We start from the raw sequence: 22,536 nt of genomic DNA, 5'->3' as shown, positions 1-22,536 counted from the left end.
CCTCGCTTCTTTCACGGAGGTTTTCGATGAGCATCGCCCGCCTGCAGAAGGAAATGCTGACTAACCTGCCCTTCTACGAGGAGCGCGTCGATCTGGCTTGCGCCTTCCGCTGGACGGCGCGGCTCAACATGCATGAAGCCGTGGCCAATCATTTCTCGCTGGCCGTCAACGATGACGGCTCGCAATTCCTGATGAATCCCAACCAGGTGCATTTCTCGCGCATCAAGGCGAGTGACCTGCTGCTGATCGACGCCAACGACCCCGATACGCTCTCCGGCCCGAATGCACCTGACCCGACGGCATGGGGCCTGCATGGCGCCATCCATCGCAACGTGCGTCATGCGCGCTGCGTCATGCATGTGCACTCGATCCACGCCACGGTGCTCGCTTCGCTCGCCGACTCGACGCTGCCGCCGATCGACCAGAACTCGGCGATCTTCTTCAACCGCCACATCGTCGACGGCCACTATGGCGGGCTCGCCTTCGAGGAAGAGGGCGAACGCTGCTCGCAGCTGCTCACCGATCCGAAGGTCAAGGTGATGGTCATGGGCAACCATGGCGTGCTGGTCATCGGCGATACCGTTGCCGACACCTTCAACCGCATGTTCTATTTCGAACGCGCCGCCGAGACCTACATCAAGGCGCTGTGGACCGGCCGCCCGCTGCGGGTCCTGTCGGATGAAATCGCCGAGAAGGCAGCAACGGAGCAGGAAGATTATCCCGGCCAGGCCGAGCGGCATCTTTCCGAATTGAAGGCGATCCTCGACGAGCAGGAGCCGGTCTACCGGAACTAAGAGCCCCCTTCTCCCCGTCACTATACGGGGAGAAGGTGCCGGCAGGCGGATGAGGGGCGGCGCAAGCGCCCGAAAAGTGTGGGACGAAGTCAAAACTCGGCCTGACTGTGATCTCTCGGAAAAGCGCCTTCCTTGTCAATCTCGGCGCCGCCCCTCATCGCCCTGCCGGGCACTTCTCCCCCTATATTGACGGGGAGAAGGACGCTATCATCGCCGGTTTCGCCAATCATCGGCGCGTCTAGGTTGCGGCCACTCCACTTGCCAAGCTTAAAGCCCCAGCTCAGCCCGCAATTCGTCGGCGCTGTTGATGTTTATCGCGCCGGGCGGCCCTTCCATGGGCACTTCCGGCCAGAAAACCGTCTTCATCCCCGCCGCCAGTCCCGCCGTGGCGCCGGTCACGCTGTCGTCGATGGCCACGGCATCGGCTGGATCGACACCGGCCAGCCATGCGGCGCGCAGAAAAGGCTCGGCATGCGGCTTGCCTTCGCGCACGTCGTTGCGGCTGATCGTCTTCATGCCGGGATAGAAAAGACCGACCATGCGCAGATTGGCGTCGACGACCAGCCGGTCGGAATTGGACACCACCGCTTGCGCCACGCCAAGCGCGCGCAGTTCGTCATAGATCTCGATCGCGCCGGGGCGCGGCTTCAGCGTCTCGGCCATCGGCAGGTAGTGGTCGTATTTGCGCACGATCCAGTCATCGAAGGGCAGGTCGAGGCCGAACTCGTCGCGCAGCATTTCGTAGACCGGCCATGCGGCAATGCCGAGCACCCGCTCATGCAGGTTGGTTGGCGCCGCGATGCCGACGCTGTGCAGCGCCGCAATCAGCGCCGCCTCGTGCAATGGCTCGCTGTCGACCAGCGTGCCGTCCATGTCCCAGAAAACCGCTTTCGGCGTCATGCGAGGCTCCTTTGTCCGAATTCCTTAAAGGGTTTGCGTCGGGAGATAAACCGCCGCGCCGACATTGCCGGACTTCATGAATTGCCGGACTTCAAAAACTGCTTGGCTACGATCATCCACTGGGAACACCACAGGCATGTCGAGTACCTACCTAAGCAATTGCTCTGGCGGTAGGCAATTGCGCACAAGTGCATTTCGCCGTAAAAGTAAGGCGCTCCCGCATCGACGCTCGGGGGCAGGGAGGCAGCAAGTTGAATTCCCGGCAGGACAGCGGCAGCAACAGGCTGGACGACGCGGCGCGCGCCGGCTGGCTCTATTATGTCGCCGGCAACACGCAGGACCAGATCGCCTCGAGCCTGGGCATTTCGCGGCAGACAGCGCAGCGGCTGGTGTCGCTGGCGGTGTCGGAGGGGCTGATCAAGGTGCGTGTCGACCACCCGATCGCCAATTGCCTCGACCTCGCGGCACGGCTGAAATCGCGCTTCGCGCTCGATCTGGTCGAGGTGGTGCCGAGCGATCCCGCTTCCTCCTCCATCATCGGCGTCGCCGTGGCGGCGGCTGCCGAGATCGAAAGACGGCTGCGGTCGCCAGAGCCGATCGTCATGGCGATCGGCACCGGCCGCACCCTGAAGGCGGCAATCGAGCAGCTGCCGCCGATGGAATGCCCGCAGCACAAGGTGGTGTCGCTGACCGGCAACATCTCGCCGGACGGTTCGGCCGCCTTCTACAACGTCATCTTCACCATGGCCGACAGGGTCAAGGCGCGGTCCTTCCCGATGCCGCTGCCGGTCATCGCCTCCTCGCCGCAGGAGCGCGAGATGCTGCTCCGCCAGCCGATGATCCAACCGACGCTGGCACTTGCCGCGGAAGCCGACGTCACCTTCGTCGGCATCGGCGATCTCGGCCCCAAGGCGCCGCTTTACGAGGACGGCTTCATTTCGGAGAGTGAATTGAAAGCGCTGCAAAAAGCCGGCGGCGTTGCCGAGATCGTCGGCTGGGTGTTCGATCGCGAAGGTCGGATGATCGAGGGCATCACCAATGACAGGGTGTCGTCGGCATCATTGCCGTCGCGTGAAAAGTCGCTGGTGATCGCGCTCGCCATGGGCGAGCGGAAACTGCCGGGCATCCTTGCGGCTGTCAACCGGCGGCTGGTCAACGGCCTCATCACCGACGAACGGACCGCCGCCGCCTTGCTGGCCACCAGCTGATTTGCGATAAGTCCAGCAAGGCTATTTGCGCCGGCCACAAGGATCGTTGCCGTCAAGAAAACCCATGTCGCGCTGTAGATGCGGCGGCAATTCCCTGATGTCGAGATAGGCCCGTTTCCTGGGTCCGTGCCGTGCCAATCCGCGCGCCAGCCGCAAAAACCAGCCTCGGCCTGGCGTCAGAAATAGCTTTTCCTGTACCGTGGTCATGATCGTCAGCCTTCGTTATGCCTGGCGCATGACCCGAAAATCGATATCGATTTTCGGAAAGGATCATGCGCAAAATCAAAAGTGCTACAGCGTCCTTTGCGCGTCCAAAAGGACGCGCGGCGCTGTAGACGAGAGTGATCGTCGACCTCAAATATCGGCTGGATCGGGCCTTGCTGCCAATCAAACGTCGATCACGGCCCATAAGGAGGGCTTATGCCTGAACTCAAGTCACGGCAGGTCTCCCAGCTCCCGCCGCTTCAGGCGATCCGGGTGTTCGAGGCGGTGGCGCGGCATCTTTCCTTCACCAAGGCCGCCGGCGAGCTCGGCATGACGCAGGCGGCGGCGAGCTATCAGATCAAGCTTCTGGAGGAGCGCGTCGGGGCGCCTTTGTTCCTGCGCCGGCCAAGGCAGATCGTGTTGACCGAGGCGGGGCAACGCATGGCGCCTGCGGTCAGCGAGGCATTCGCCCTGTTGGGTGGAGCCTATGCCGCGGCGCGCAGCGGCGCCGATGGGGTGCTCTGCGTCTCGACGCTGCTGACCTTTGCCTCGAACTGGCTGGCGCAGCATCTCGGCTCGTTCCAGGTCGCGCATCCATCGCTGGCCGTGCGTCTCGATACATCGAACCGCCTCGTCGATTTCGCCCGCGAGGACATCGACATCGCCATCCGTTCGGGCGGCGGAAACTGGCCGGGCGTGGAGGTGCACAAGCTTTTCAATGCGGACTTCACGCCGATGCTGAGCCCGAAACTCGCGGCGACCATCGGCGGGGTGAAGGAGCCTGCCGATCTGTTGCGCCTGCCGATCCTCGACCCTGGCGACATCTGGTGGCGGGACTGGTTTATCGCCGCCGGCCTGCCGGTCGAGGAACTGGCCAAGCGCCCCGGCTCCAGCATGGGTGCGCAGGCCTATGAGGCCAACGCCGCGATCGCCGGGCAGGGCGTGGCGATCGTGACGGCCGCTCTCTTCAAGGCCGAGCTTGCCGATGGCCGCCTGATCCAGCCTTTCGATCTGGTCGGCGACGACGGCCACGCCTATTGGCTGGTCTATCCCCAGGCGCGGCGCAACGTGCCGAAGATCCGCGCTTTTCGCGAATGGATCCTGGCCGAGATTGCCGGCCAATAGGTCGTTCCACGCGGATGCCGAGATCCATCGCAACCGTCTTCAAAATACCCCGAACGCGTCTGGAACCGGATGCCGCACGAGGCTGCGTGCTGCGCTGCAGCAACGAATCCGGCTTGACATAAATCACGCGAGGTGAGTAATTGCTCATAGCCAAGGCAAATGCTCAGCTTGGTCTATGGGAGGAATTTGATGAAACTTCGCACGCTCACCCTGGGTCTGTTGTCGGCCAGCACCCTCGCGTTCGCCGCGCATGCCGAATCCATCACCATCGCCACCGTCAACAATGGCGATATGGTCCGCATGCAGACGCTGACCGACGACTTCACCGCCAAGAACCCCGACATCCAGCTCCAGTGGGTCACGCTCGAGGAGAACGTGCTGCGCGAGCGCGTCACCACCGACATCGCCACCAAAGGCGGCCAGTACGACGTGATGACCATCGGCACCTACGAGGTTCCGATCTGGGCCAAGCAGAGCTGGCTGCTGCCGCTCGACAAGCTCGGCGACGACTATGACGTCAAGGACATCATCCCGGCCATCGCCAACGGCCTCTCGGTCGATGGCAAGCTTTATGCGGCACCGTTCTACGGCGAAAGCTCCTTCGTCATGTACCGCAAGGACCTGATGGAGAAGGCCGGGTTGACGATGCCCGACGCGCCGACCTGGGACTTCATCAAGCAGGCCGCCGAGAAGATGACCGATCGCGCCAGTGGCGTGAACGGCGTCTGCCTGCGCGGCAAGGCCGGCTGGGGCGAGAACATGGCTTTCCTGACCGCCATGTCGAACTCCTTCGGCGCACGCTGGTTCGATGAGAACTGGAAGCCGCAGTTCGATCAGCCCGAGTGGAAGAACACGCTGCAGTTCTATGTCGACCTGATGAAGGCCAATGGCCCCGAGGGCGCATCTTCGAACGGCTTCAATGAAAACCTGGCGCTGTTCCAGCAGGGCAAGTGCGGCATGTGGATCGACGCCACCGTCGCTGCCTCCTTCGTCTCAGACCCGAAGAGCTCAACTGTCGCCGACAAGGTCGGCTATGCGCTGGCGCCCGACAATGGCTTGGGCAAGCGCGGCAACTGGCTGTGGGCCTGGTCGCTGGCCATTCCCGCCGGCACGCAGAAGGCTGACGCGGCTCAGAAGTTCGTGTCCTGGGCAACCAGCAAGGACTATCTCGAGCTCGTCGCCTCGAAGGAAGGCTGGGCCAATGTTCCGCCCGGAACGCGCACCTCGCTCTACGCCAACCCCGAATACCAGAAGGCCGCCCCGTTCGCCAAGATGACGCTGGACTCGATCAATGCCGCCGATCCGACGCATCCGACCGTCAAGCCGGTGCCCTATGTCGGTGTCCAGTTCGTCGCCATCCCTGAGTTCCAGGGCCTTGGCACCACCGTCGGCCAGCTGTTTTCGGCCGCACTCGCCGGCCAGACGAGCGTCGACGACGCCTTGAAGCAGGCCCAGGACGCTGCCACCGCGACGATGACCGAGGGCGGTTATATCCAGTAGGCTCCTCCCGGTGCCGAAAGCCGGTTGCCCATCATGGCCGGCAGGGGCCGCCCGAATCCCAGTTCGGGCGGCCACCTTCAAGCTCTGAAAACTTGGTAAACTCTGAAAATTTGGCTGACCTTCGAAGGGTGACCGTCATGGCTACTCAGCAGACCCGTTCGCTTGCCCGCTTCATGATAGCGCCATCCGTGGTGCTGCTGTTCGTCTGGATGATCGTGCCGCTGGCATTCACCCTGTGGTTCTCCTTCCAGCAGTACAACCCGCTCAACCCGATCCGCGACGGGTTCGTCGGCTTCTCGAACTACGCGCTTTTTTATTCCAATCCGGCATTCCTGCAGTCGATCCTCAACACGCTTATCCTCGTGGCCAGCGTGCTTTTGATCACGGTGATCGGCGGCATCCTGCTGGCGCTGCTGATCGATCAGCCGATGTGGGGACAGGGCATCGTCCGCATTCTCGTCATCTCGCCGTTCTTCGTCATGCCGCCGGTGGCCGCGCTGGTCTGGAAGAACATGATCATGCATCCGCAATACGGCGTCTTTGCCGACATTGCGCGCTTCTTCGGCGGGCAGCCGATCGACTGGTTTGGCCAATATCCCATGCCGGCGATCATCATCATCGTCGCCTGGCAGTGGCTGCCGTTTGCGACACTGATCCTCTTGACGTCCCTGCAGTCGCTCGACGCCGAGCAGAAGGAAGCCGCCGAGATGGACGGGGCCGGCTTCATCAGCCGCTTCATCTATTTGACGCTGCCGCACATGTCGCGCGCCATCACCGTCGTCATCCTGATCCAGACGATCTTCCTTTTGTCGGTCTATGCCGAGATCCTCGTCACCACCAATGGCGGCCCGGGTTACGCCTCCACAAACTTGCCCTTCCTCGTCTACCAGAAGGCGCTGCTGGAGTTCAAAATCGGCCAGGCATCCGCCGGCGGTATCCTCGCCGTCATTCTCGCCAACATCGTCGCCTTCTTCGCCATGCGCGCGGTCGGCAAGAACTTGGACAAATAAGGGAGGAAACGATGGCACGTGCAGTCAGCACCCACCACAAGACGATCGCGACCGCGGCCGCCTGGATCGTCGCACTGCTGATCTTCTTCCCGATCCTCTATACGATCATCACGTCGTTCAAGTCGGAGCAGGAGGCCATCCAGGGCTTCAACCTGTTTCCGTCGGGAACCATGGAGAGCTATACCGCGGTCGAGGCGCAGCGCGGTTACTTCAAGTTCTTCCTCAACTCGGTGTTCCTGTCGGTCGGCTCGACCATCCTTGCCTTGCTCGTCGCCATACCGGCGGCCTGGTCGATGGCGTTCTCGCCGGGCAAGTGGACCAAGGACATCCTGATGTGGATGCTTTCCACCAAGATGATGCCGGCGGTTGCCGTGCTGTTCCCGATCTACCTGATCTTCCGCGACACAGGATTGCTCGACAGCCGCATCGGCCTGATGATCATGCTGATGCTGATCAACCTGCCGATCGTGGTGTGGATGCTCTACACCTATTTTCGCGAAATCCCGGGCGAGATCCTGGAAGCGGCGCGCATGGATGGCGCATCGCTCTGGAACGAGATCGTCTATGTGCTGACGCCGATGGCGGTGCCGGGCATCGCCTCGACGATGCTGCTCAACATCATCCTGGCATGGAACGAGGCGTTCTGGACGATCCGGCTGACCACCACCGAGGCCGCCCCGCTCACCGCCTTCATCAGTTCCTTCTCAAGCCCTCAAGGGTTGTTCTGGGCCAAGCTTTCGGCCGCCTCGACCCTGGCGATCGCGCCGATCCTGATCATGGGTTGGTTCAGCCAGAAGCAGCTGGTGCGCGGCCTGACATTTGGCGCCGTGAAGTAGCACCGCCGCAAGCGATGTACGACGGACAATAACCCCTCGGGGAGGAAATTATGGGAAACATCACGCTCAAGCACGTCTCGAAGTCGTTCGGGTCGACGGTGATCATTCCGGGCATCGACCTGGTCATCGAGAACGGCGAGTTCGTCGTCTTCGTCGGCCCGTCGGGCTGCGGCAAGTCCACGCTGCTGCGGCTGATCGCCGGGCTGGAGGACACTACCGCCGGCACCATCAACATCGACGGCCGCGACGTCACCGGCGAGGCGCCGGCCAAGCGCAAACTGGCCATGGTGTTCCAGTCCTATGCGCTCTACCCGCACATGACCGTGGCCAAGAACATCGCCTTCCCGCTGAAGATGGCGGGGGAGGATCAGGCGACTATCGATCGGAAGGTCAAGGACGCGGCGCGAATCCTGAACCTCACCAACTATCTCGATCGCCGCCCCGGCCAGCTCTCCGGCGGTCAGCGCCAGCGCGTCGCCATCGGCCGCGCCATCGTGCGGCAGCCATCGGCCTTCCTGTTCGACGAACCTTTGTCCAACCTCGACGCAGCACTACGCGGCACCATGCGGCTGGAGATAAGCGAGCTGCATCATCAGCTCAAGACGACGATGATCTACGTCACCCACGACCAGGTCGAGGCGATGACCATGGCCGACAAGATCGTCGTGCTCAATGCCGGCAACATCGAACAGGTCGGCTCACCGATGGAGCTCTACAAGACGCCGAAGAACCTGTTCGTCGCCGGCTTCATCGGTTCGCCCAGGATGAACCTGATCGAAGGCGCGCCGGCGGCCAAACATGGCGCCAAGACTGTCGGCATCCGTCCAGAGCATATGAACATCTCGAAGACTTCAGGCGAATGGAAAGCCACGGTCGGCGTCGCCGAGCATCTCGGCTCAGACACGTTTTTGCACGTTCAAGCCGACGGTGTCGGGCCGTTGACGGTGCGCGCCGACGGCGAACTGGCCGCCCATCACGGCGACACGATCTATCTGACGCCGGACGAGACCAAGCTGCACCGCTTCGGCGCCGACGGAAAGGCGATGATGCAATGAGGCTCGAGGGTAAATCGGCGCTGATCACCGGATCGGCGCGCGGCATCGGCAGGGCGTTCGCCGAAGCCTATGTCCGCGAGGGCGCCACGGTCGCCATCGGCGACATCAATCTCGAAGCCGCCGAAAGGACGGCTTCGGAGATCGGCGGCAACGCTTACGCCGTGAAGCTGGACGTCACCGACCTCGCTTCGATCGAGGCGGCGGTCAAGACGGTCGAGACAAGGACCGGCGGGCTGGACATTCTGATCAACAACGCCGCTCTGTTCGACCTGGCACCGATCGTCGAGATAACCAAGGCAAGCTACGACAGGCTGTTTTCCGTCAATGTCGCCGGCACGCTGTTCATGCTGCAGGCCGCCGCCCGCTCGATGATCGCGGCTGGCCAAGGCGGCAAGATCATCAACATGGCGAGCCAGGCCGGGCGCCGCGGCGAGGCTCTGGTTGCCGTCTATTGCGCCACCAAGGCCGCCGTCATCTCGCTCACCCAGTCGGCCGGGCTCGACCTGATCAAGCACCGCATCAACGTCAACGCCATCGCGCCGGGCGTCGTCGACGGCGAGCACTGGGACCATGTCGATGCCCTGTTCGCCAAGTACGAGAACCGGCCGAAGGGCGAGAAGAAGAGACTGGTCGGCGAAGCCGTGCCCTATGGCCGCATGGGCACGGCGCAAGACCTCACCGGCATGGCGGTGTTCCTGGCCAGCGACGACGCCGAATACATCGTCGCCCAGGCCTACAATGTCGATGGCGGCCAGTGGATGAGTTGAACTTTCCTTCTCCCCTTGTGGGAGAAGGTGCCGAGTGAAACGAGGCGGATGGCCAGCGGAGGACTTCGTCCAACACCCCTCAACCGTCTCGGCGCTGCGCGCCGATCCACCTTCTCCCACAAGGAGAGAAGGTAGCGCGGACGCCGGCGCCCCACCCTAAAGGAAGGCGTTTGTTGACATGACCGTAAAACTCTCATCGGCGGCACTGTCCCGCCTGCCGGAAAAAGTTGCTGGCCCGAAATATGATCGCGCCGCGCTCAGGGCCGGCATCGTGCATTTCGGCGTCGGCAATTTCCATCGTTCGCATCAGGCTGTCTATCTCGACGATCTGTTCAATGCCGGCGTCGGCCACGACTGGGCAATTGTCGGCGCCGGTGTCTTCGAGGGCGAAAAGGTCGGCCGCGGCAAGTTGCAGGAACAGGACTGGCTGACCACTGTGGTCGAGCAGGATTCTGGCCACATGAGCGCCCGCGTCACCGGAGTCATGATCGACTTCCTGATGCCGGGCGACGCGGCCGCGATCATCGAACGGCTTGCCGATCCGGCGATCAAGATCGTTTCGCTGACCATCACCGAGGGCGGCTATTTCATCGATCCGGCGTCGGGCGTGTTCAACCCGACCCATCCGGACATCGTCGCCGATGCGCAGCCGGGAGCAATGCCGAAGACCGTGTTCGGCATCATTCTTGCCGGGCTGTTGCGCCGCCGCGACGATGGCATTGTGCCCTTCACAATCATGTCCTGCGACAATATCCCCCATAACGGCCATGTCACCGCCGATGGCGTCATCGGGCTCGCCCGGCTGATCGACCAGGATCTGGCGAGCTGGGTGAGCGGGAACGTCGCCTTTCCCAACGGCATGGTCGACCGCATCACGCCGGCAACCACCGACCGTGAGCGCGGCATTCTGTCGAGCGAGTTCGGTCTCGACGACAATTGGCCGGTGTTCTGCGAGCCGTTCAGGCAGTGGGTGCTGGAGGACCATTTCACCGACGGAAGGCCGCCGCTGGAAAAGGTCGGCGTACAGTTCGTCAGCGATGTCGCGCCCTACGAGCTGATGAAGATCCGTATCCTCAATGGCGGCCATGCGACCATTGCCTATCCGGCCGGGCTGATGGACATCCATTTCGTCCACGAGGCGATGCAGGAGCCGCTGGTGCGCGGCTTTCTCGACAGGCTGGAGCATGACGAGATCATCCCGACCGTGCCGCCGGTGCCGGACACCGTGCTGGAGGATTATTACCAGCTCATCGAGCACCGCTTCTCCAATCCGAAGATTGGCGACACCATCCGCAGGCTTTGCCTCGACGGCTCCAACCGGCAGCCGAAATTCATCATCCCGACCATCGCCGACCGGCTGAAGGCCGGCAAGGGCGTCGCCGGCCTGGCGCTGGAATCGGCACTCTGGTGCCGCTACTGCTTCGGCACGACCGATAGCGGCGCCGTCATCGAACCCAACGATCCGAGCTGGGACCGGCTGCAGACGACCGCCAGGGCGGCAAAGGATGCGCCTGCCGCCTGGCTGGCCATGGAAGACATCTATGGCGATGTTGGCCGCTCGGCGCCGTTCGTCGGGGCCTTTGCCAATGCGCTTAAGGCGCTCTGGGCCGATGGCGCGCGTACGACGCTGACGCGCTATCTCGCCGGCAATCTCTGAATGGCGCCTGAACTGGTCATTTTCGACTGCGACGGCGTACTGGTTGATAGCGAGGGGCTGTCCGTTTCGGCATTGCTCGGCATGATCACGCTCGCCGGCGGCAGTGTCAGCGAGGATGCCGCCTATGAGCATTTCCTCGGCAAGAGCATGAAAAGCGTTCGCGAAATCCTCGCCCGCGACTTCGGACTTGATATCACCGACCAGCACCTGAGCGCGATGCGCGTCGAGCTGATGCGCAAATTTCGCGACGAGCTGAAGCCTATCCCCGGCATCGGGCAGGTTCTGCCAAAGCTCGCCATGCCATGCTGCGTCGCCTCCTCCGGCACGCTGGACCGCATCCGCTATGCGCTCGACGTCACCGGGCTGATCGGGCTGCTCGAGCCGCATCTGTTCAGCGCCGCCATGGTGGCGCGAGGCAAGCCGGCGCCGGACCTTTTTCTCCACGCAGCCGCCAGCATGGGGGCAATCCCGCAAAATTGTCTCGTCATCGAGGACAGCCCCGCCGGCGTCGCGGCGGCACGGGCGGCGGGCATGCGCGTCCTTGCCTTCACCGGCGGTTCGCATGCCGGCAACCCGGCACTGAAAGCGCGGCTTGCGTCGAGTGAACCGGACTTTATATTCGCTGACATGCTGCAACTGCCCGATCTGATTGCAGGCCTGGGAGCGAGAGTAAGAATATCTTGACGAACAGTTTCGTTTGCGCGGTCGATGTCGGCACCGGGAGCGCCCGTGCGGGCATTCTCGACACCGGAGGCACCTTGCTCGGCCGCGCCGAGCACCCGATCGTCATGAACCGGCCGAAGGCCGAGCACGCCGAACACGATTCGCAGGATATCTGGTCGGCGGTCTGCATTGCGGTGCGCGCCGCCCGCGAAAAGGCCGGCGCGGCAGCGCAGGACATTGTCGGCATCTCCTTCGACGCCACCTGCTCGCTGGTGGTGCGGGGCAAGGATGGTGGCCAGCTCAGCGTGTCGGTATCAGGCGATAGGCGCTGGGACACCATCGTCTGGCTCGATCACCGCGCCATTGCCGAGGCCGATGAATGCACCGAAAGCGGCCATGCTGTGCTCGACTATATTGGCGGCGTCATGTCGCCGGAAATGGAGACGCCGAAGCTGATGTGGCTGAAGCGCAACCTGCCCGGAACATGGAACGAAGCCGGCTATCTATTCGATCTCACCGACTTTCTCAGTTGGAAGGCGACCGGTTCGCTCGCCCGCTCGCAATGTACGCTGACCGCCAAATGGACCTATCTGGCGCATGAAGAGACCGGCTGGCGGCACGACTTCTTTCAAGCCGTCGGGCTCGGCGACCTTTTCGAGCATGGCAATCTGCCTGATAAGGCCAGCCCGGTCGGCGCCGATATCGGCCGTCTGAGCGCGGAAGCTGCGGCTGAGCTCGGCCTGACCGAAAAATGCCGGGTCGGCGCCGGCGTCATCGACGCCTATGCCGGCGCGCTCGGCGTGCTCGGCGGTTTTGCCGGCGACGAAACCAACATCGGCCGGCATCTGGCGTTGATCGCCGGCACCTCGAGCTGCGTCATGGCGATGTCGCCCGACCCGCAACCCTTTGCCGGCGTCTGGGGCCCGTATTATGGCGCGGCCCTACCCCGGCTTTGGCTGTCGGAAGGCGGCCAATCGGCCACCGGCGCGCTGCTCGATCATATCATCCGCTGGCATGGCGCCGGCGGGGAACCGGACGCCGCCATGCACGCCAGGATCGCCCGGCGCGTTGCCGAGTTGCGCGCCGTCGAGGGCGAGAACCTTGCGGCAAGGCTGCATGTGCTGCCGGATTTCCACGGCAACCGCTCGCCGCTCGCCGATCCGCATGCGGTCGGCGTCATAAGCGGGCTGACGCTGGAGTCCTCGTTCGACAGCCTGTGCAAGCTCTATTGGCGCACCGCCGTAAGCATCGCGCTCGGCGTGCGCCATGTGCTGGAAGCACTGAACGAGAACGGCTATCTGATCGACACGCTGCATGTCACCGGCGGTCACACCAAAAACCCGCTGCTGATGGAGCTTTATGCTGACGCCACCGGCTGTACGGTGGTCGAGCCGCTGGCCGACGAGGCGGTGCTGCTCGGCACCGGCATGATCGCGGCCACCGCCGCCGGGCATTTTCCTGATCTCAACGCCGCTTGCCTCGCCATGCAGCAGGGCGGCAGGAAGCGGGCGTCGAATCCGGCCGCCGCCAGCCGGTTTGATCGCGACTACCGCGTGTTTTTGGAGATGCACCGGCAGAGACAGGCGCTGGACGAAATCAGGTAGGCGCGGCGCGAACAACACTGCAATGCGTCTGCTATCTCTGGTTCCATCGCCGGATAATTGGTTCGCCAAGGTCGTGCTCGTAGCCGAGAACGCTTGTGCTGGCGGTATCCAGCACAAACAAGGCGCCATCTTGCGGCGGCAGGCCGAGCCAGCGCGCGGCCAGCACCCGCAGGAAGTGAGAGCTTGAAAACACTAGGACATTGCCGTGGACGTCACGCAACTCGCTGACGATCCGATCCGCCCTCGCGCCGACATCCTCTGCCGTCTCGCCGTCAGGGCAGCCGTCGCGAAACAGACGCCAGCCGGGGCGCTCGATGAGGATCTGCTTTGTGGTCAGTCCCTCGTAAGCGCCGTAATCCCATTCCGCCAGATCGGCCTTTTTCGCGCCGGCCGAACCGAAGCCGGCCAGCGTACAAGTCTTGAAGGCGCGCTGAGACGGGCTCGACCAGACAGCCTGGAACGAAAGGCCCTGTAACCGCTCAGCGACCCGCCCGGCGGCCTCCTCACCGGCAGGCGTCAGCGGTATGTCGGTCAGGCCGGTATGCTTCCCGGAGGCACTCCATTCCGTCTCGCCATGCCGAACCATATAGATTTCGGGAAACGCGCTCATCCGCATGCCTTTCGATGGAATCCGATATGATGCCCGCTCTTCAGATCGGCCAACGACGCAACCATAACGGCTTGCGCTCTCTCCAAACAGACGGGCCAAACAGGCGGGCCAGACAGGCGGAGTTGAGACCGTACGCCCTTGCTGGCTCAACTCTTACTCTGAGTCAGCCTCTTGCCATAGCTGCCCCTTTCGTAGACAAGCCGTGCTGTTAATGCGGAATCCGGACCGATCACGGCCATTTTCCGCGCTGAGACGCGGCTTCCGGCTTTTAGCCGATGCGCCGCAATCGGATAGGCGAAAAAATGTCTGCGATCGAAGCCGGTGCCCGCGCGCCGGAAAACCTTTGGCGTCAGGAAATCAGGGCGACGCTGGCGCTCGCCTGGCCGATGGTTCTCACCAATCTCGGCCAGACCGCGATGACCGCCACCGACGTCATGATGATGGGGCGGCTGGGTCCGGACACGCTGGCCAGTGGCGCGCTCGGCGCCAACCTCTATTTCATGCCTCTGATCTTCGGGCTCGGCCTGATGCTGGCGACCTCGCCGATGATCGCCACAGAACTCGGCCGCCGTCGCCATTCCGTGCGCGATCTGCGCCGCACTGTGCGGCAGGGCCTGTGGCTGGCGATCCTCATCTCAATCCCGATATGGATATTTCTCTGGTACGGCGAGGCCGTGTTGCTGGCCATGGGCCAGGAACCGGCGCTGGCCTATCAGGCCGGCATCTACCTCCGCTGGCTCGAATGGGCGGTGCTGCCCTTCTACGGCTATATCGTCCTGCGCTCGTTCATCTCGGCGCTGGAGCGGCCGGGTTGGGCGCTGGTCATCGTCTTCGTTGCCGTCGCCTGCAATGTTTTCTTTAACTGGGTGTTCATGTTCGGCAATCTCGGCGCCCCTTCGATGGGCATCGCCGGATCGGGCCTCTCCACCACGCTGTCCAGCACGCTGATGTTCGCCGGCATGGCGGCGGTGGTGATGCTTGAGCCGAAGTTTCGGCGCTACCAACTGTTCGGGCGCTTCTGGCGGGCCGACTGGCCGCGCTTCAAGGGCTTGCTGCGGCTCGGCTTGCCGATCGCCGGCCTCCTCGCTTTCGAGGTGACGATCTTCAACGCGGCAGCCCTTCTCATGGGCCTGATCGACGCGGCCTCGCTCGCCGCGCATGCCATCGCCATCCAGATCGCCTCGATCAGCTTCATGGTGCCGCTCGGCCTCAACCAGGCGGCTACGGTGCGCGTCGGGCTCGCCCATGGCGCCGGCAATCCGGAAGGTGTTTCCCGCGCCGGCTGGACCGCTTTTGTCATCGGCGTCTCGTTCATGGCGCTGATGGGGCTGGTGATGATCCTGTGGCCGCAGCTGCTGATCAGCGCCTTCATCGATCTTGGTGACCCGGCCAATGCCACAGTGATCGGGCTTGCAGTGTCGTTCCTGGCCTTTGCCGCGCTGTTTCAGATTTTCGACGGCGCACAGGCCGTGGCGGCCGGCATGCTGCGCGGCTTGCACGACACCAAGTTGCCGATGATCTATGCCGCGATCGGCTATTGGGGCATCGGCCTGCCGCTCGGCGTGCTGCTCGCCTTCTATTCCGGGCTCGACGGCGTCGGCATCTGGATCGGCCTGTCGTTGGGGCTGGCGGTGGTGGCGGCGCTGCTTCTGGCGCGCTGGCTGCGGCGGGATCGTATCGCGCCGCCGCTCTCCTTTGGGCATTGATGAAAGCGGCTTCCTCACGAGGAGGGCGGGGTCGTGAGGTCTATGGATATTTCGTCTGATTTGCACTCGCGGCCTGTGGGCTTAAGTCGCTTTGCAACTCCTTTGGCAGTGGAAGGCTTGAGCACCGCAAGTGCACCGCGCGAGCGAACAATTTTCGTTGCTTCTGCTGGTGCTCCTTGATGGCTGCTGCGAGCCCCAATCCGTACGGGCCAAGAAAGACGCCGGTTCCCCAGCCCGGCTGCTTTTTTTCGCGAGCGTCGTAGTCCGAAGCCTCCATGCGGGCTTGCTGGCATTCCGGCGACGCCCATTTCCGGTCTTGCTTCGAAAGCGACGCTCCATAGTCGACCGGAGAGGTCGCGCATCCAGCCGCTGTCGCGGCCAACGCGACGAATATTACAATTCTCATCCCCAAGCCCTTGATAAAGCATTGTGAGAGTACACAGAACTCTTCTTCCAACAAGGAGATAGCTCCGAAGAGGCAGCCGGAAACACGGTTATCGTCACCAATCGTTCTTCACAACGCGGAACCGGATAATCCCCAATGACTGCTTTTGACCCAAAAGATGGCATTCGAAACGCTAAGCGCAGAGGCAGCTTGCTAGTTTGTAGTCGCCCGTCGTTCAAGCGAGCGTGCATATTGCGTCAGCGGGAAGCACATGACGAAGAAGATCAAGGCGACCAACCCATAGACGGTGAACGGCTCGAAGGTCGCGTTGTTGATCGCGTTCGATGTCCTGCTGGCCAGGCCCCGAAAATCGTTTGATAATCAGCGTTTTCGGGGTTCTCTGAGACAACAACGACCGGGCGCATGGCTGGACCCATCGAGGGCGACTTGGCGTTTATACCCAGACTTAGACCAAGGTTTGTTAGAATCAGGTGATGCCGGCCTGCAAATAGCGGCTTTCTGCGCGACCAAGCCGATCTAGCGGGTGATAGGGAGGACACAGGAGTCACCAAGCTCATTCGACCCCCCCTTTCACCAGGGTTCCCGTCGAAGGCACTGGCGCTTGGGCATCCAAACGCCCTCTTTCTTTCGGACGCTTGCGCCCTGTCTTCCCACTGGGGAAGGTGATAGCGCATGCGGGCCTCGCGGGGTTGGAAGGTCGCGATCCGAAGTACTTCCATTAAGATATCTTTAAAGTCCGACACGGCTCATCTCTTTGTTGGAAAGATTAAGCCTCGGCTGGCCCAAACGAGTTTGCCGTCGAGGTCGAATAGCATGCGGTTATGCGTATGAAGCGGGCTGTTAAACGATGCCTTGAGCAGCCTTGGTGACGCGGCGTGGAATCCTCGTCTGCGGGGGTCCGGTCCCTCGAACCGTCACTGTTGAACTTCATTTCAGTGGTATATGTTGAGTGATACCCTGCATGAGTCCGGATCGACGAAGAGCGGAGTGTACGCGACTGTATCCTTCTCCGGCTCGCGGGTGACCGGGCCGAAACTGCGGGCCGGTCCAATGAACGCTAAGGTTCTCGCGAGTGTAGTGCTATCGACGCGGCTGGCGTAGGTTTCCTGTTCCGGATTGTTGGATCGAACGCCGAGATATGCTGGGTTTGCTACCGGCTGATCGGCGAGTGCCGAGGTGGCGAGAAGCGAGAACCCGACCAGTGCTGTCAGTGTCGACATGATTACTCTCCTAAAGCGGAAGCCATCTTCCGATGCCTGGAGAATGAAGAACCGGCCGATCGCAGGCGTGGGGAAAGCTACGAAAAATTCCGAAATTCGAAGGTAGATTGTGTAAATTCTAGCCATGGCTGGGGAAGCGCTAAGGTTCGGACCATTTGTATTTGATCGCCGCCGGAGGCTCCTCTTGGCGCGCGGGCTGCCGACACCGATGGGAGCACGCGCACTTGCACTCCTGGAGGTGCTGCTCGAAGCAGGCGGCGGTGTGGTGACCCGCGCGGAACTAATGGACGCGGCCTGGCCAGCGACAAGCATCGAGGAAAGCAACCTCACCGTTCAGATTGCCGCTCTCCGGAGGAGTCTGAGCGAAGCGAGCGACGGCATGGAGTGGATCAAGACCGTGCCGCGCGTCGGCTACCGGTTTGCAGGATCGATCCATGACGATGAAGATGGGATGGAGCCTCAACCGCAGGGCGATGCAGCACGACGATCCGCACAGGGCCATTTGTCGGTTGCCGTCCTCCCGTTCAGAAACCTCGGCAACGACCCTGAGCAGGTGCCTTTTTCCGAGGGCTTGTCGGAAGACCTGATTACCGACTTATCGAAAGTACCGGGCATGACCGTGATCGCGCGGCATTCATCCTTTGCCTATCGAGGAAAGCAAATCGACCTCCGCGCGATCGGAGCGGAGTTGGGCGTCGCATACATTGTCGAGGGAAGCGTCCGCCGCGCCGGGGGACGCGTGCGTATCAATGCCGAGCTCACTAAAGTGGCTGAGATAACGCAAGTTTGGGCTGATCGTTTCGACGGCGACCTCGATGATGTTTTCAAGCTTCAGGATGACGTAGTCGGACGAATCGTCGCCGCACTTGCAGGGGCGCTTCCTCGTGGGCGACTCTCAGTGGGGCCGCGTGCAACAAGCATCGACGCGTACGACCATTTTGTTCGTGGTCGAGCATTGGTCATGCAATCGACGAAGGGCAACGAAGCGGCTCGGCCGCTGCTCCGGGCGGCAATTGAAAAAGACCCCGGCTTTGCCGCGGCACATGCATGGCTTGCAATGAGCCACTGTGCGGCTTGGGCGATGTGGGGGGAGGATCTGGAGCGTCACCGTGCGACAGCTCTGAAGGCTGCCGATCGCGCGGGAGCCCTCGACACGGAAAATGCAGATGCCCGGATGATATTGGGCTACATCCATGCTTATGAGGGAGATCTTTCCCGTGGTGACATGGAGTTCGGCGAAGCCCTGCGTCTCAATCCCAATCATGCTGACGCATGGGCCTTGCAGGCGGATCTACGTGTCTTCCAAGGAAGGGCGAGTGAAGGGGTCGAAAGCGTCAAGAGGGCCTTCCGGCTCAACCCATATCCCCCGCGAGTCTATTTTTGGGTGCTGGGCTTCGCCAACTATGCCGCGCGCCGATATGGGGAAGCGATCGAGGCGATCGAGGCATTGAAGCACGAAGCAACGTATCGAACGGGCTCCCAGCGTGTTCTGGCGGCCAGCTTGGCGCAACTTGGTCGTCTCGATGAAGCGAAGGCGGAGGCTGCACTGTTTCTTTCCGACAACCCTAATTTTAAGGCTCGACGCTGGGCTGACATACATCCGTTTCAAAATCCCGCTGACCGGGAGCACTTTGTCGAAGGGTATATCAACGCCGGTCTCCCGAACTGAAGAAGCTTCCCAGGCCGCGCCGCTCAACGGCGCGTGCCACCCGTTGCGGACGTTCGAAGTTCAACTCGCGAACGACCTCCTTGGGTCAGAACCGGACGTTGGTGAACGGCAGTTCTGACCCAAAGGAGACATTCGAGCGCTGACCGCAGAGGCAGATCCCTAGTTTGTAGCCGTCGCGCGTTCAAGCCTGCGTGCATATTGCGTCAGCGGAAAGCACATGACGAAGAAGATCAAGGCGACCAGCCCATAGACGGTGAACGGCTCGAAGGTCGCGTTGTTGATCGCGTTGGATGTCCTGACCAGTTCCTCGAAACCGATGATTGAGGTCAGCGCGGTCGACTTGATCAGCTGCACCAGGAAACCGACGGTCGGGGCGCGGGTGATCGAAAACGCTTGCGGCAGGATGATCAGCCTCAGTTCCTGCAGATAGTGAAGGCCGAGACTGGCGCCGGCGTCCCACTGGCCGCGCGGCAGCGCATCGACACCGCTGCGCCAGATTTCGGCGAGATAGGCACTGGCGAAGAAGGTAAGGCCAAGTGCTGCGGCGGTCCAAGGTTCGATGCGCAAGCCCAGCATCGGCAGGCCGAAGAACATCAGGAAGAGCTGCATGAGCAGCGGCGTTCCCTGGAAAAGCGCGATGTAGCCCGACGCAAGCCGCCGCGCCCATTTATTCTTGGCGATCCTGAAGAACAGCACGAGCATGCCGACCACACCGCCGCCGACGAAGGCCGCCAGCGACAGAAGCACCGTCCAGCGCGCGGCGAGCAGAAGGTTGCGGACGATATCCCAAAAGGTAAATTCGATCATGACACGCCGGCTCCCAGAGCGTGGCGGCCGGCGCTGACCAGCAGCCGGCGCAGCCCCACGGAAAGAACGAGATAGACGATCGTCACCACGAAATAGGTCTCGAAAGCACGGAAGGTGCGCGCCTGCAGCATGTCGGCCTCGTAGGTCAGTTCGCGCACCGCGATCTGCGACACCACGGCCGACTCCAGCATCATGATGATGATCTGGCTGGTCAGCGCCGGATAGATCACCTTGAGTGCCTGCGGCAGCACGATCTTGACGAACACCTGGCGCAGCCTGAGCCCAAGCGCAAGGGCTGCTTCCGTCTGCCCGCGCGGCACGGCGTCGAGCCCGGCGCCGACGATCTCGATCGTGTAGGCCGCCATGTTGAGCGTCATTGCCAGCATGGCGGCCAGCAGCGGATCGAGCCTCACGCCGATGCTGGGCAACCCGAAGAAGATGAAGAACAACTGCACCAGGAACGGCGTGTTCCTGATAATTTCGACATAGACGCCGATTGCCCGCTTGAGCAGCAAGGGGCCGTTTCGCCGCCCTGCCGCGCCGAGGATGCTGAGGAACGTTCCCGCGAGCGTGGTCACGGCGATCAAAAGGATCGTCATGGCCGCCCCGCGCGCGATCGCACCTATCGCATCGGCAAGCCAGCCGAAGTCGAGGCTGTAGCCCATGATAGGTCCTTACCCCGGAGATCAATCCTTGAGGTTGTCGGGATTGAGCGGTGTTTTGAGCCAGGCTTTCGAGCTTTCGTCCAGCTTGCCGTCGGCCAGCATCTTGGCGACCGCGTCGTTGACCGCCTGCTTCAGGCGGTCCTCGTTCTTGTTGAGGCCGATATGTGAGGGCGAGGTGAGAAGCTGGAACTTCTGTTCAGGCTTCAGTGCCTCCTGGCGGGCGAGCACCTGGGCGCCGACATCGTTGCCGACGACCATCAGCTGGGTCTGACCCGAGATGAAGGCCTGGATGACGGAGTTGTAGTTGTCGAAACGGCGGATGTCGGCCGAGGCGGGTGCTGCCTCGGTCAGTGACGTATCTTCCAGCGTGCCGCGGTTGACGGCGATCGACTTGTCGGAGAGGTCGTCCTTGCCTTCGACCTTGAGCGCGGCCGGGCCGATGACGGCGATATAATAGGGTGCGTAGGCGGCGGCGAAATCGATCACCTGCTCACGCTCCTTGGAATAGCCGACGCTCATCAGGATATCGACGCGCTTGTCGGTAAGATACGGAATGCGGTTCTGGCCGGTCACGCTGACCAAATTGAGTTTGACCTTGAGCTGGTCGGCGATGAACTGCGCCACGTCGATGTCATAGCCCTTGATGCTCATGTCGGCACTGGCCGAGGAGAAGGGCGGAAAGTCGGAGAAAATGCCGACATTGATGGCGCCGGCCCTGGTGATGTCGTCGACCGCGTCGGCATTGGCGGCCTGGGTGGCAAGACCAAGGCCGGCGAGCATCAGCACGGCTGCGATGGATGATTTGAGCTTCATGAGAAGTGTCATTGTCGTTCCCCTGCTGGAAGCTTGTTTTGTTTGAATGCGGCCGCCGGCTCCAGCGCGGCGGTCGCCTTGGAACTTCATGGTCTGATGCGTCAGGCTCGCTTGCCTGAGATCGCCGGGCTGAACACCATCAGGCTGAGGATCTCGAACAGCACCTGCGCGCCGGCATGTGCGGTGTTGGTGGTCGCGTCATATTGCGGCGCCACCTCGACGACGTCGCCGCCGACGATGTTGAGGCCCTTCAGGCCGCGCAGAAGTTCAAGCACCTCCCGCGTCGTCAGCCCGCCGACTTCCGGCGTGCCGGTGCCGGGCGCGAAGGCCGGGTCGATGCTGTCGATGTCGAAAGACACATAAGTCGGGCCATCGCCGACGATCTTGCGCGCCTTCTCGATGATGGCTGACATGCCGAGGCCGGTCACCTCCTCGGCATGCACGACGGTCATCCCGGATTCATAGGTGAACTCCCACAGATACTCGGCCGAGCCGCGGATGCCGATCTGGATGGTGCGCGACGGGTCGAGCACGCCGTCCAGCACCGCGTTGCGAAACGGACCGCCATGGTGGAACTTGGTCATGTCGAACAGGCCGCTGGTGTCGCAGTGGGCGTCGATATGGATCATGCCGACCGGCGCTTTTTTGCCGACAGCCTTCAGGATCGGGTGGCTGATCGAATGATCGCCGCCGACCGATAGCGGGATGACGCCGGCATCGACGATCTGGTTGGTGCGGCGCTCGATGTCGTCATGACTGGTCTCCAGCCGGTAGCGGCTCTGGAACGGCACGTCGCCGATGTCGGCCACCTTCAGCTCATGCGTGGGTGCGCATTCCAGTACATGGTTGTAGGGGCCGATGCGCTCGATGGCGCGCAGCGCCCTTGGCCCGAAGCGGGCACCCGGCCGGTTGGTGACGCCGAGGTCCATCGGCACGCCGATCATCGCCACCTGCAGGTCGCCGAAATCAGGATTGTCGGCGGCAATTTCCCGGTAGGGCGCGGCGAGGAAGGTCGGGATGCCGGAATAGGGCGCCAGCCGTGTGCCGCTCTTGGAGAAGATCTTGTCGGCGACGCGCCGGAATTTCGGGTCGAACATCTCGCCGCCATGGCTCTCGCCATATTTGCGGCGCAACGCTTCGAGCTTGCCGCGATCATAACCCATGTCGGTCCTCCATGGCTGGTGCGGAGCGGCCATCAATGACGGTCGCCATCCTGCCGGCTGCCTGCGGATTTCACGTCTTGATGCTGTTCGACCCAAAGTGTCTTGCAGCTGCATTGAAAAATCAATTGATATTGTTAGGGTCTTTGCTGTGAGA

The 22,536-nt window shown here is 62.3% G+C and carries 22 protein-coding genes and 1 pseudogene; 13 read left to right on the top strand and 10 right to left on the bottom strand.

All coding sequences use genetic code 11. The annotated features are described in order from the left end of the window. Nucleotides 1-26: 26 nt before the first annotated feature. Nucleotides 27-794 (top strand): class II aldolase and adducin N-terminal domain-containing protein, encoded by a 768-nt coding sequence (locus tag AC0L3L_RS20465; protein ID WP_473638899.1) that lies wholly within the window; start codon nt 27-29, stop codon nt 792-794. Between the two features lie 267 nt (nt 795-1,061). On the opposite strand, the gene AC0L3L_RS20460 is transcribed toward AC0L3L_RS20465, so the two are convergent. Beyond that, complete coding sequence (locus AC0L3L_RS20460; RefSeq protein ID WP_473638898.1) at nt 1,062-1,694, bottom strand: HAD family hydrolase; 633 nt, start codon at nt 1,692-1,694, stop codon at nt 1,062-1,064. Nucleotides 1,695-1,945: 251 nt separating this feature from the next. Between AC0L3L_RS20460 and AC0L3L_RS20455 the strand changes: the two genes are divergently transcribed. Then, entirely contained in the window at nt 1,946-2,902 is a 957-nt protein-coding gene (locus AC0L3L_RS20455; protein WP_473638897.1) for a sugar-binding transcriptional regulator, read from the top strand. Nucleotides 2,903-2,923: 21 nt separating this feature from the next. On the opposite strand, the gene AC0L3L_RS20450 is transcribed toward AC0L3L_RS20455, so the two are convergent. Beyond that, on the bottom strand, nt 2,924-3,109 hold the full coding sequence (locus AC0L3L_RS20450) for a hypothetical protein (RefSeq protein ID WP_473638896.1): 186 nt from the start codon (nt 3,107-3,109) through the stop codon (nt 2,924-2,926). A 213-nt stretch (nt 3,110-3,322) separates the two neighbouring features. On the opposite strand from AC0L3L_RS20450, the gene gcvA reads away from it, so the two are divergent. From gcvA to AC0L3L_RS20405, 9 genes are all read left to right on the top strand, one after another. Continuing rightward, entirely contained in the window at nt 3,323-4,231 is a 909-nt protein-coding gene (gcvA, locus tag AC0L3L_RS20445) for a transcriptional regulator GcvA (protein WP_123146124.1), read from the top strand. 189 nt (nt 4,232-4,420) lie between these two features. Next, entirely contained in the window at nt 4,421-5,731 is a 1,311-nt protein-coding gene (locus AC0L3L_RS20440; protein ID WP_473638895.1) for an ABC transporter substrate-binding protein, read from the top strand. A 137-nt stretch (nt 5,732-5,868) separates the two neighbouring features. Continuing rightward, nucleotides 5,869-6,741 carry a carbohydrate ABC transporter permease gene (locus tag AC0L3L_RS20435; RefSeq protein ID WP_123146126.1) on the top strand — a complete coding sequence of 291 codons (873 nt, stop codon included), beginning with the start codon at nt 5,869-5,871 and terminating at the stop codon, nt 6,739-6,741. Nucleotides 6,742-6,752: 11 nt separating this feature from the next. Then, nucleotides 6,753-7,577 carry a carbohydrate ABC transporter permease gene (locus tag AC0L3L_RS20430; protein ID WP_473638894.1) on the top strand — a complete coding sequence of 275 codons (825 nt, stop codon included), beginning with the start codon at nt 6,753-6,755 and terminating at the stop codon, nt 7,575-7,577. Nucleotides 7,578-7,627: 50 nt separating this feature from the next. Further along, nucleotides 7,628-8,632, top strand: a complete 1,005-nt coding sequence (locus AC0L3L_RS20425) for an ABC transporter ATP-binding protein (RefSeq protein WP_473638893.1) — start codon at nt 7,628-7,630, stop codon at nt 8,630-8,632. Further along, the gene (locus AC0L3L_RS20420; RefSeq protein WP_473638892.1) at nt 8,629-9,399 is read left to right on the top strand and encodes an L-iditol 2-dehydrogenase; all 771 of its coding nucleotides are present in this window, start codon (nt 8,629-8,631) and stop codon (nt 9,397-9,399) included. The genes AC0L3L_RS20425 and AC0L3L_RS20420 overlap by 4 nt, the downstream gene beginning before the upstream one ends. Nucleotides 9,400-9,577: 178 nt before the next feature. Then, nucleotides 9,578-11,056: a mannitol dehydrogenase family protein gene (locus tag AC0L3L_RS20415; protein ID WP_473638891.1), complete on the top strand. Its 1,479-nt coding sequence runs from the start codon at nt 9,578-9,580 to the stop codon at nt 11,054-11,056. Beyond that, nucleotides 11,057-11,740 carry an HAD-IA family hydrolase gene (locus AC0L3L_RS20410; RefSeq protein ID WP_473638890.1) on the top strand — a complete coding sequence of 228 codons (684 nt, stop codon included), beginning with the start codon at nt 11,057-11,059 and terminating at the stop codon, nt 11,738-11,740. Next, nucleotides 11,737-13,323: an FGGY-family carbohydrate kinase gene (locus AC0L3L_RS20405; protein WP_473638889.1), complete on the top strand. Its 1,587-nt coding sequence runs from the start codon at nt 11,737-11,739 to the stop codon at nt 13,321-13,323. Before AC0L3L_RS20410 ends, AC0L3L_RS20405 begins: the two co-directional genes overlap by 4 nt. 31 nt (nt 13,324-13,354) lie before the next feature. Here AC0L3L_RS20405 and AC0L3L_RS20400 read toward each other — a convergent pair whose 3' ends face one another. Further along, the gene (locus AC0L3L_RS20400; protein WP_473488394.1) at nt 13,355-13,933 is read right to left on the bottom strand and encodes a histidine phosphatase family protein; all 579 of its coding nucleotides are present in this window, start codon (nt 13,931-13,933) and stop codon (nt 13,355-13,357) included. Between the two features lie 302 nt (nt 13,934-14,235). Here AC0L3L_RS20400 and AC0L3L_RS20395 point away from each other — a divergent pair, with 302 nt between their 5' ends. After that, nucleotides 14,236-15,639 carry an MATE family efflux transporter gene (locus AC0L3L_RS20395; RefSeq protein ID WP_473527029.1) on the top strand — a complete coding sequence of 468 codons (1,404 nt, stop codon included), beginning with the start codon at nt 14,236-14,238 and terminating at the stop codon, nt 15,637-15,639. A gap of 40 nt (nt 15,640-15,679) precedes the next feature. Here the strand turns inward: AC0L3L_RS20395 and AC0L3L_RS20390 are convergent, their stop codons facing one another. The 3 genes and pseudogenes from AC0L3L_RS20390 to AC0L3L_RS20380 form a co-directional block, all read right to left on the bottom strand. Next, nucleotides 15,680-16,045 (bottom strand): hypothetical protein, encoded by a 366-nt coding sequence (locus AC0L3L_RS20390; protein ID WP_473488456.1) that lies wholly within the window; start codon nt 16,043-16,045, stop codon nt 15,680-15,682. Nucleotides 16,046-16,237: 192 nt separating this feature from the next. Beyond that, nucleotides 16,238-16,375 (bottom strand): annotated as a pseudogene (locus AC0L3L_RS20385) (amino acid ABC transporter permease); the annotation flags it as partial. Between the two features lie 602 nt (nt 16,376-16,977). Beyond that, the gene (locus AC0L3L_RS20380) at nt 16,978-17,265 is read right to left on the bottom strand and encodes a hypothetical protein (RefSeq protein WP_473638888.1); all 288 of its coding nucleotides are present in this window, start codon (nt 17,263-17,265) and stop codon (nt 16,978-16,980) included. 124 nt (nt 17,266-17,389) lie between these two features. Between AC0L3L_RS20380 and AC0L3L_RS20375 the strand changes: the two genes are divergently transcribed. Next, the gene (locus tag AC0L3L_RS20375) at nt 17,390-18,934 is read left to right on the top strand and encodes a winged helix-turn-helix domain-containing protein (RefSeq protein WP_473527031.1); all 1,545 of its coding nucleotides are present in this window, start codon (nt 17,390-17,392) and stop codon (nt 18,932-18,934) included. 159 nt (nt 18,935-19,093) lie between these two features. Here the strand turns inward: AC0L3L_RS20375 and AC0L3L_RS20370 are convergent, their stop codons facing one another. From AC0L3L_RS20370 to speB, 4 genes are all read right to left on the bottom strand, one after another. Then, nucleotides 19,094-19,741, bottom strand: a complete 648-nt coding sequence (locus tag AC0L3L_RS20370) for an amino acid ABC transporter permease (protein ID WP_473488396.1) — start codon at nt 19,739-19,741, stop codon at nt 19,094-19,096. Next, nucleotides 19,738-20,406, bottom strand: a complete 669-nt coding sequence (locus AC0L3L_RS20365) for an amino acid ABC transporter permease (protein ID WP_473638887.1) — start codon at nt 20,404-20,406, stop codon at nt 19,738-19,740. Before AC0L3L_RS20365 ends, AC0L3L_RS20370 begins: the two co-directional genes overlap by 4 nt. A gap of 21 nt (nt 20,407-20,427) precedes the next feature. Continuing rightward, nucleotides 20,428-21,231: a transporter substrate-binding domain-containing protein gene (locus AC0L3L_RS20360; RefSeq protein ID WP_473638886.1), complete on the bottom strand. Its 804-nt coding sequence runs from the start codon at nt 21,229-21,231 to the stop codon at nt 20,428-20,430. 89 nt (nt 21,232-21,320) lie between these two features. Continuing rightward, nucleotides 21,321-22,382, bottom strand: coding sequence for an agmatinase (gene speB / locus AC0L3L_RS20355; RefSeq protein WP_473638885.1), 1,062 nt, complete (start codon nt 22,380-22,382; stop codon nt 21,321-21,323). Nucleotides 22,383-22,536 lie beyond the last annotated feature (154 nt).

The organism is Mesorhizobium sp. WSM4849, assembly GCF_055811385.1.
Note: the sequence above shows the minus strand (reverse complement) of the source record. Positions and strands in the feature narration are given on the sequence as shown.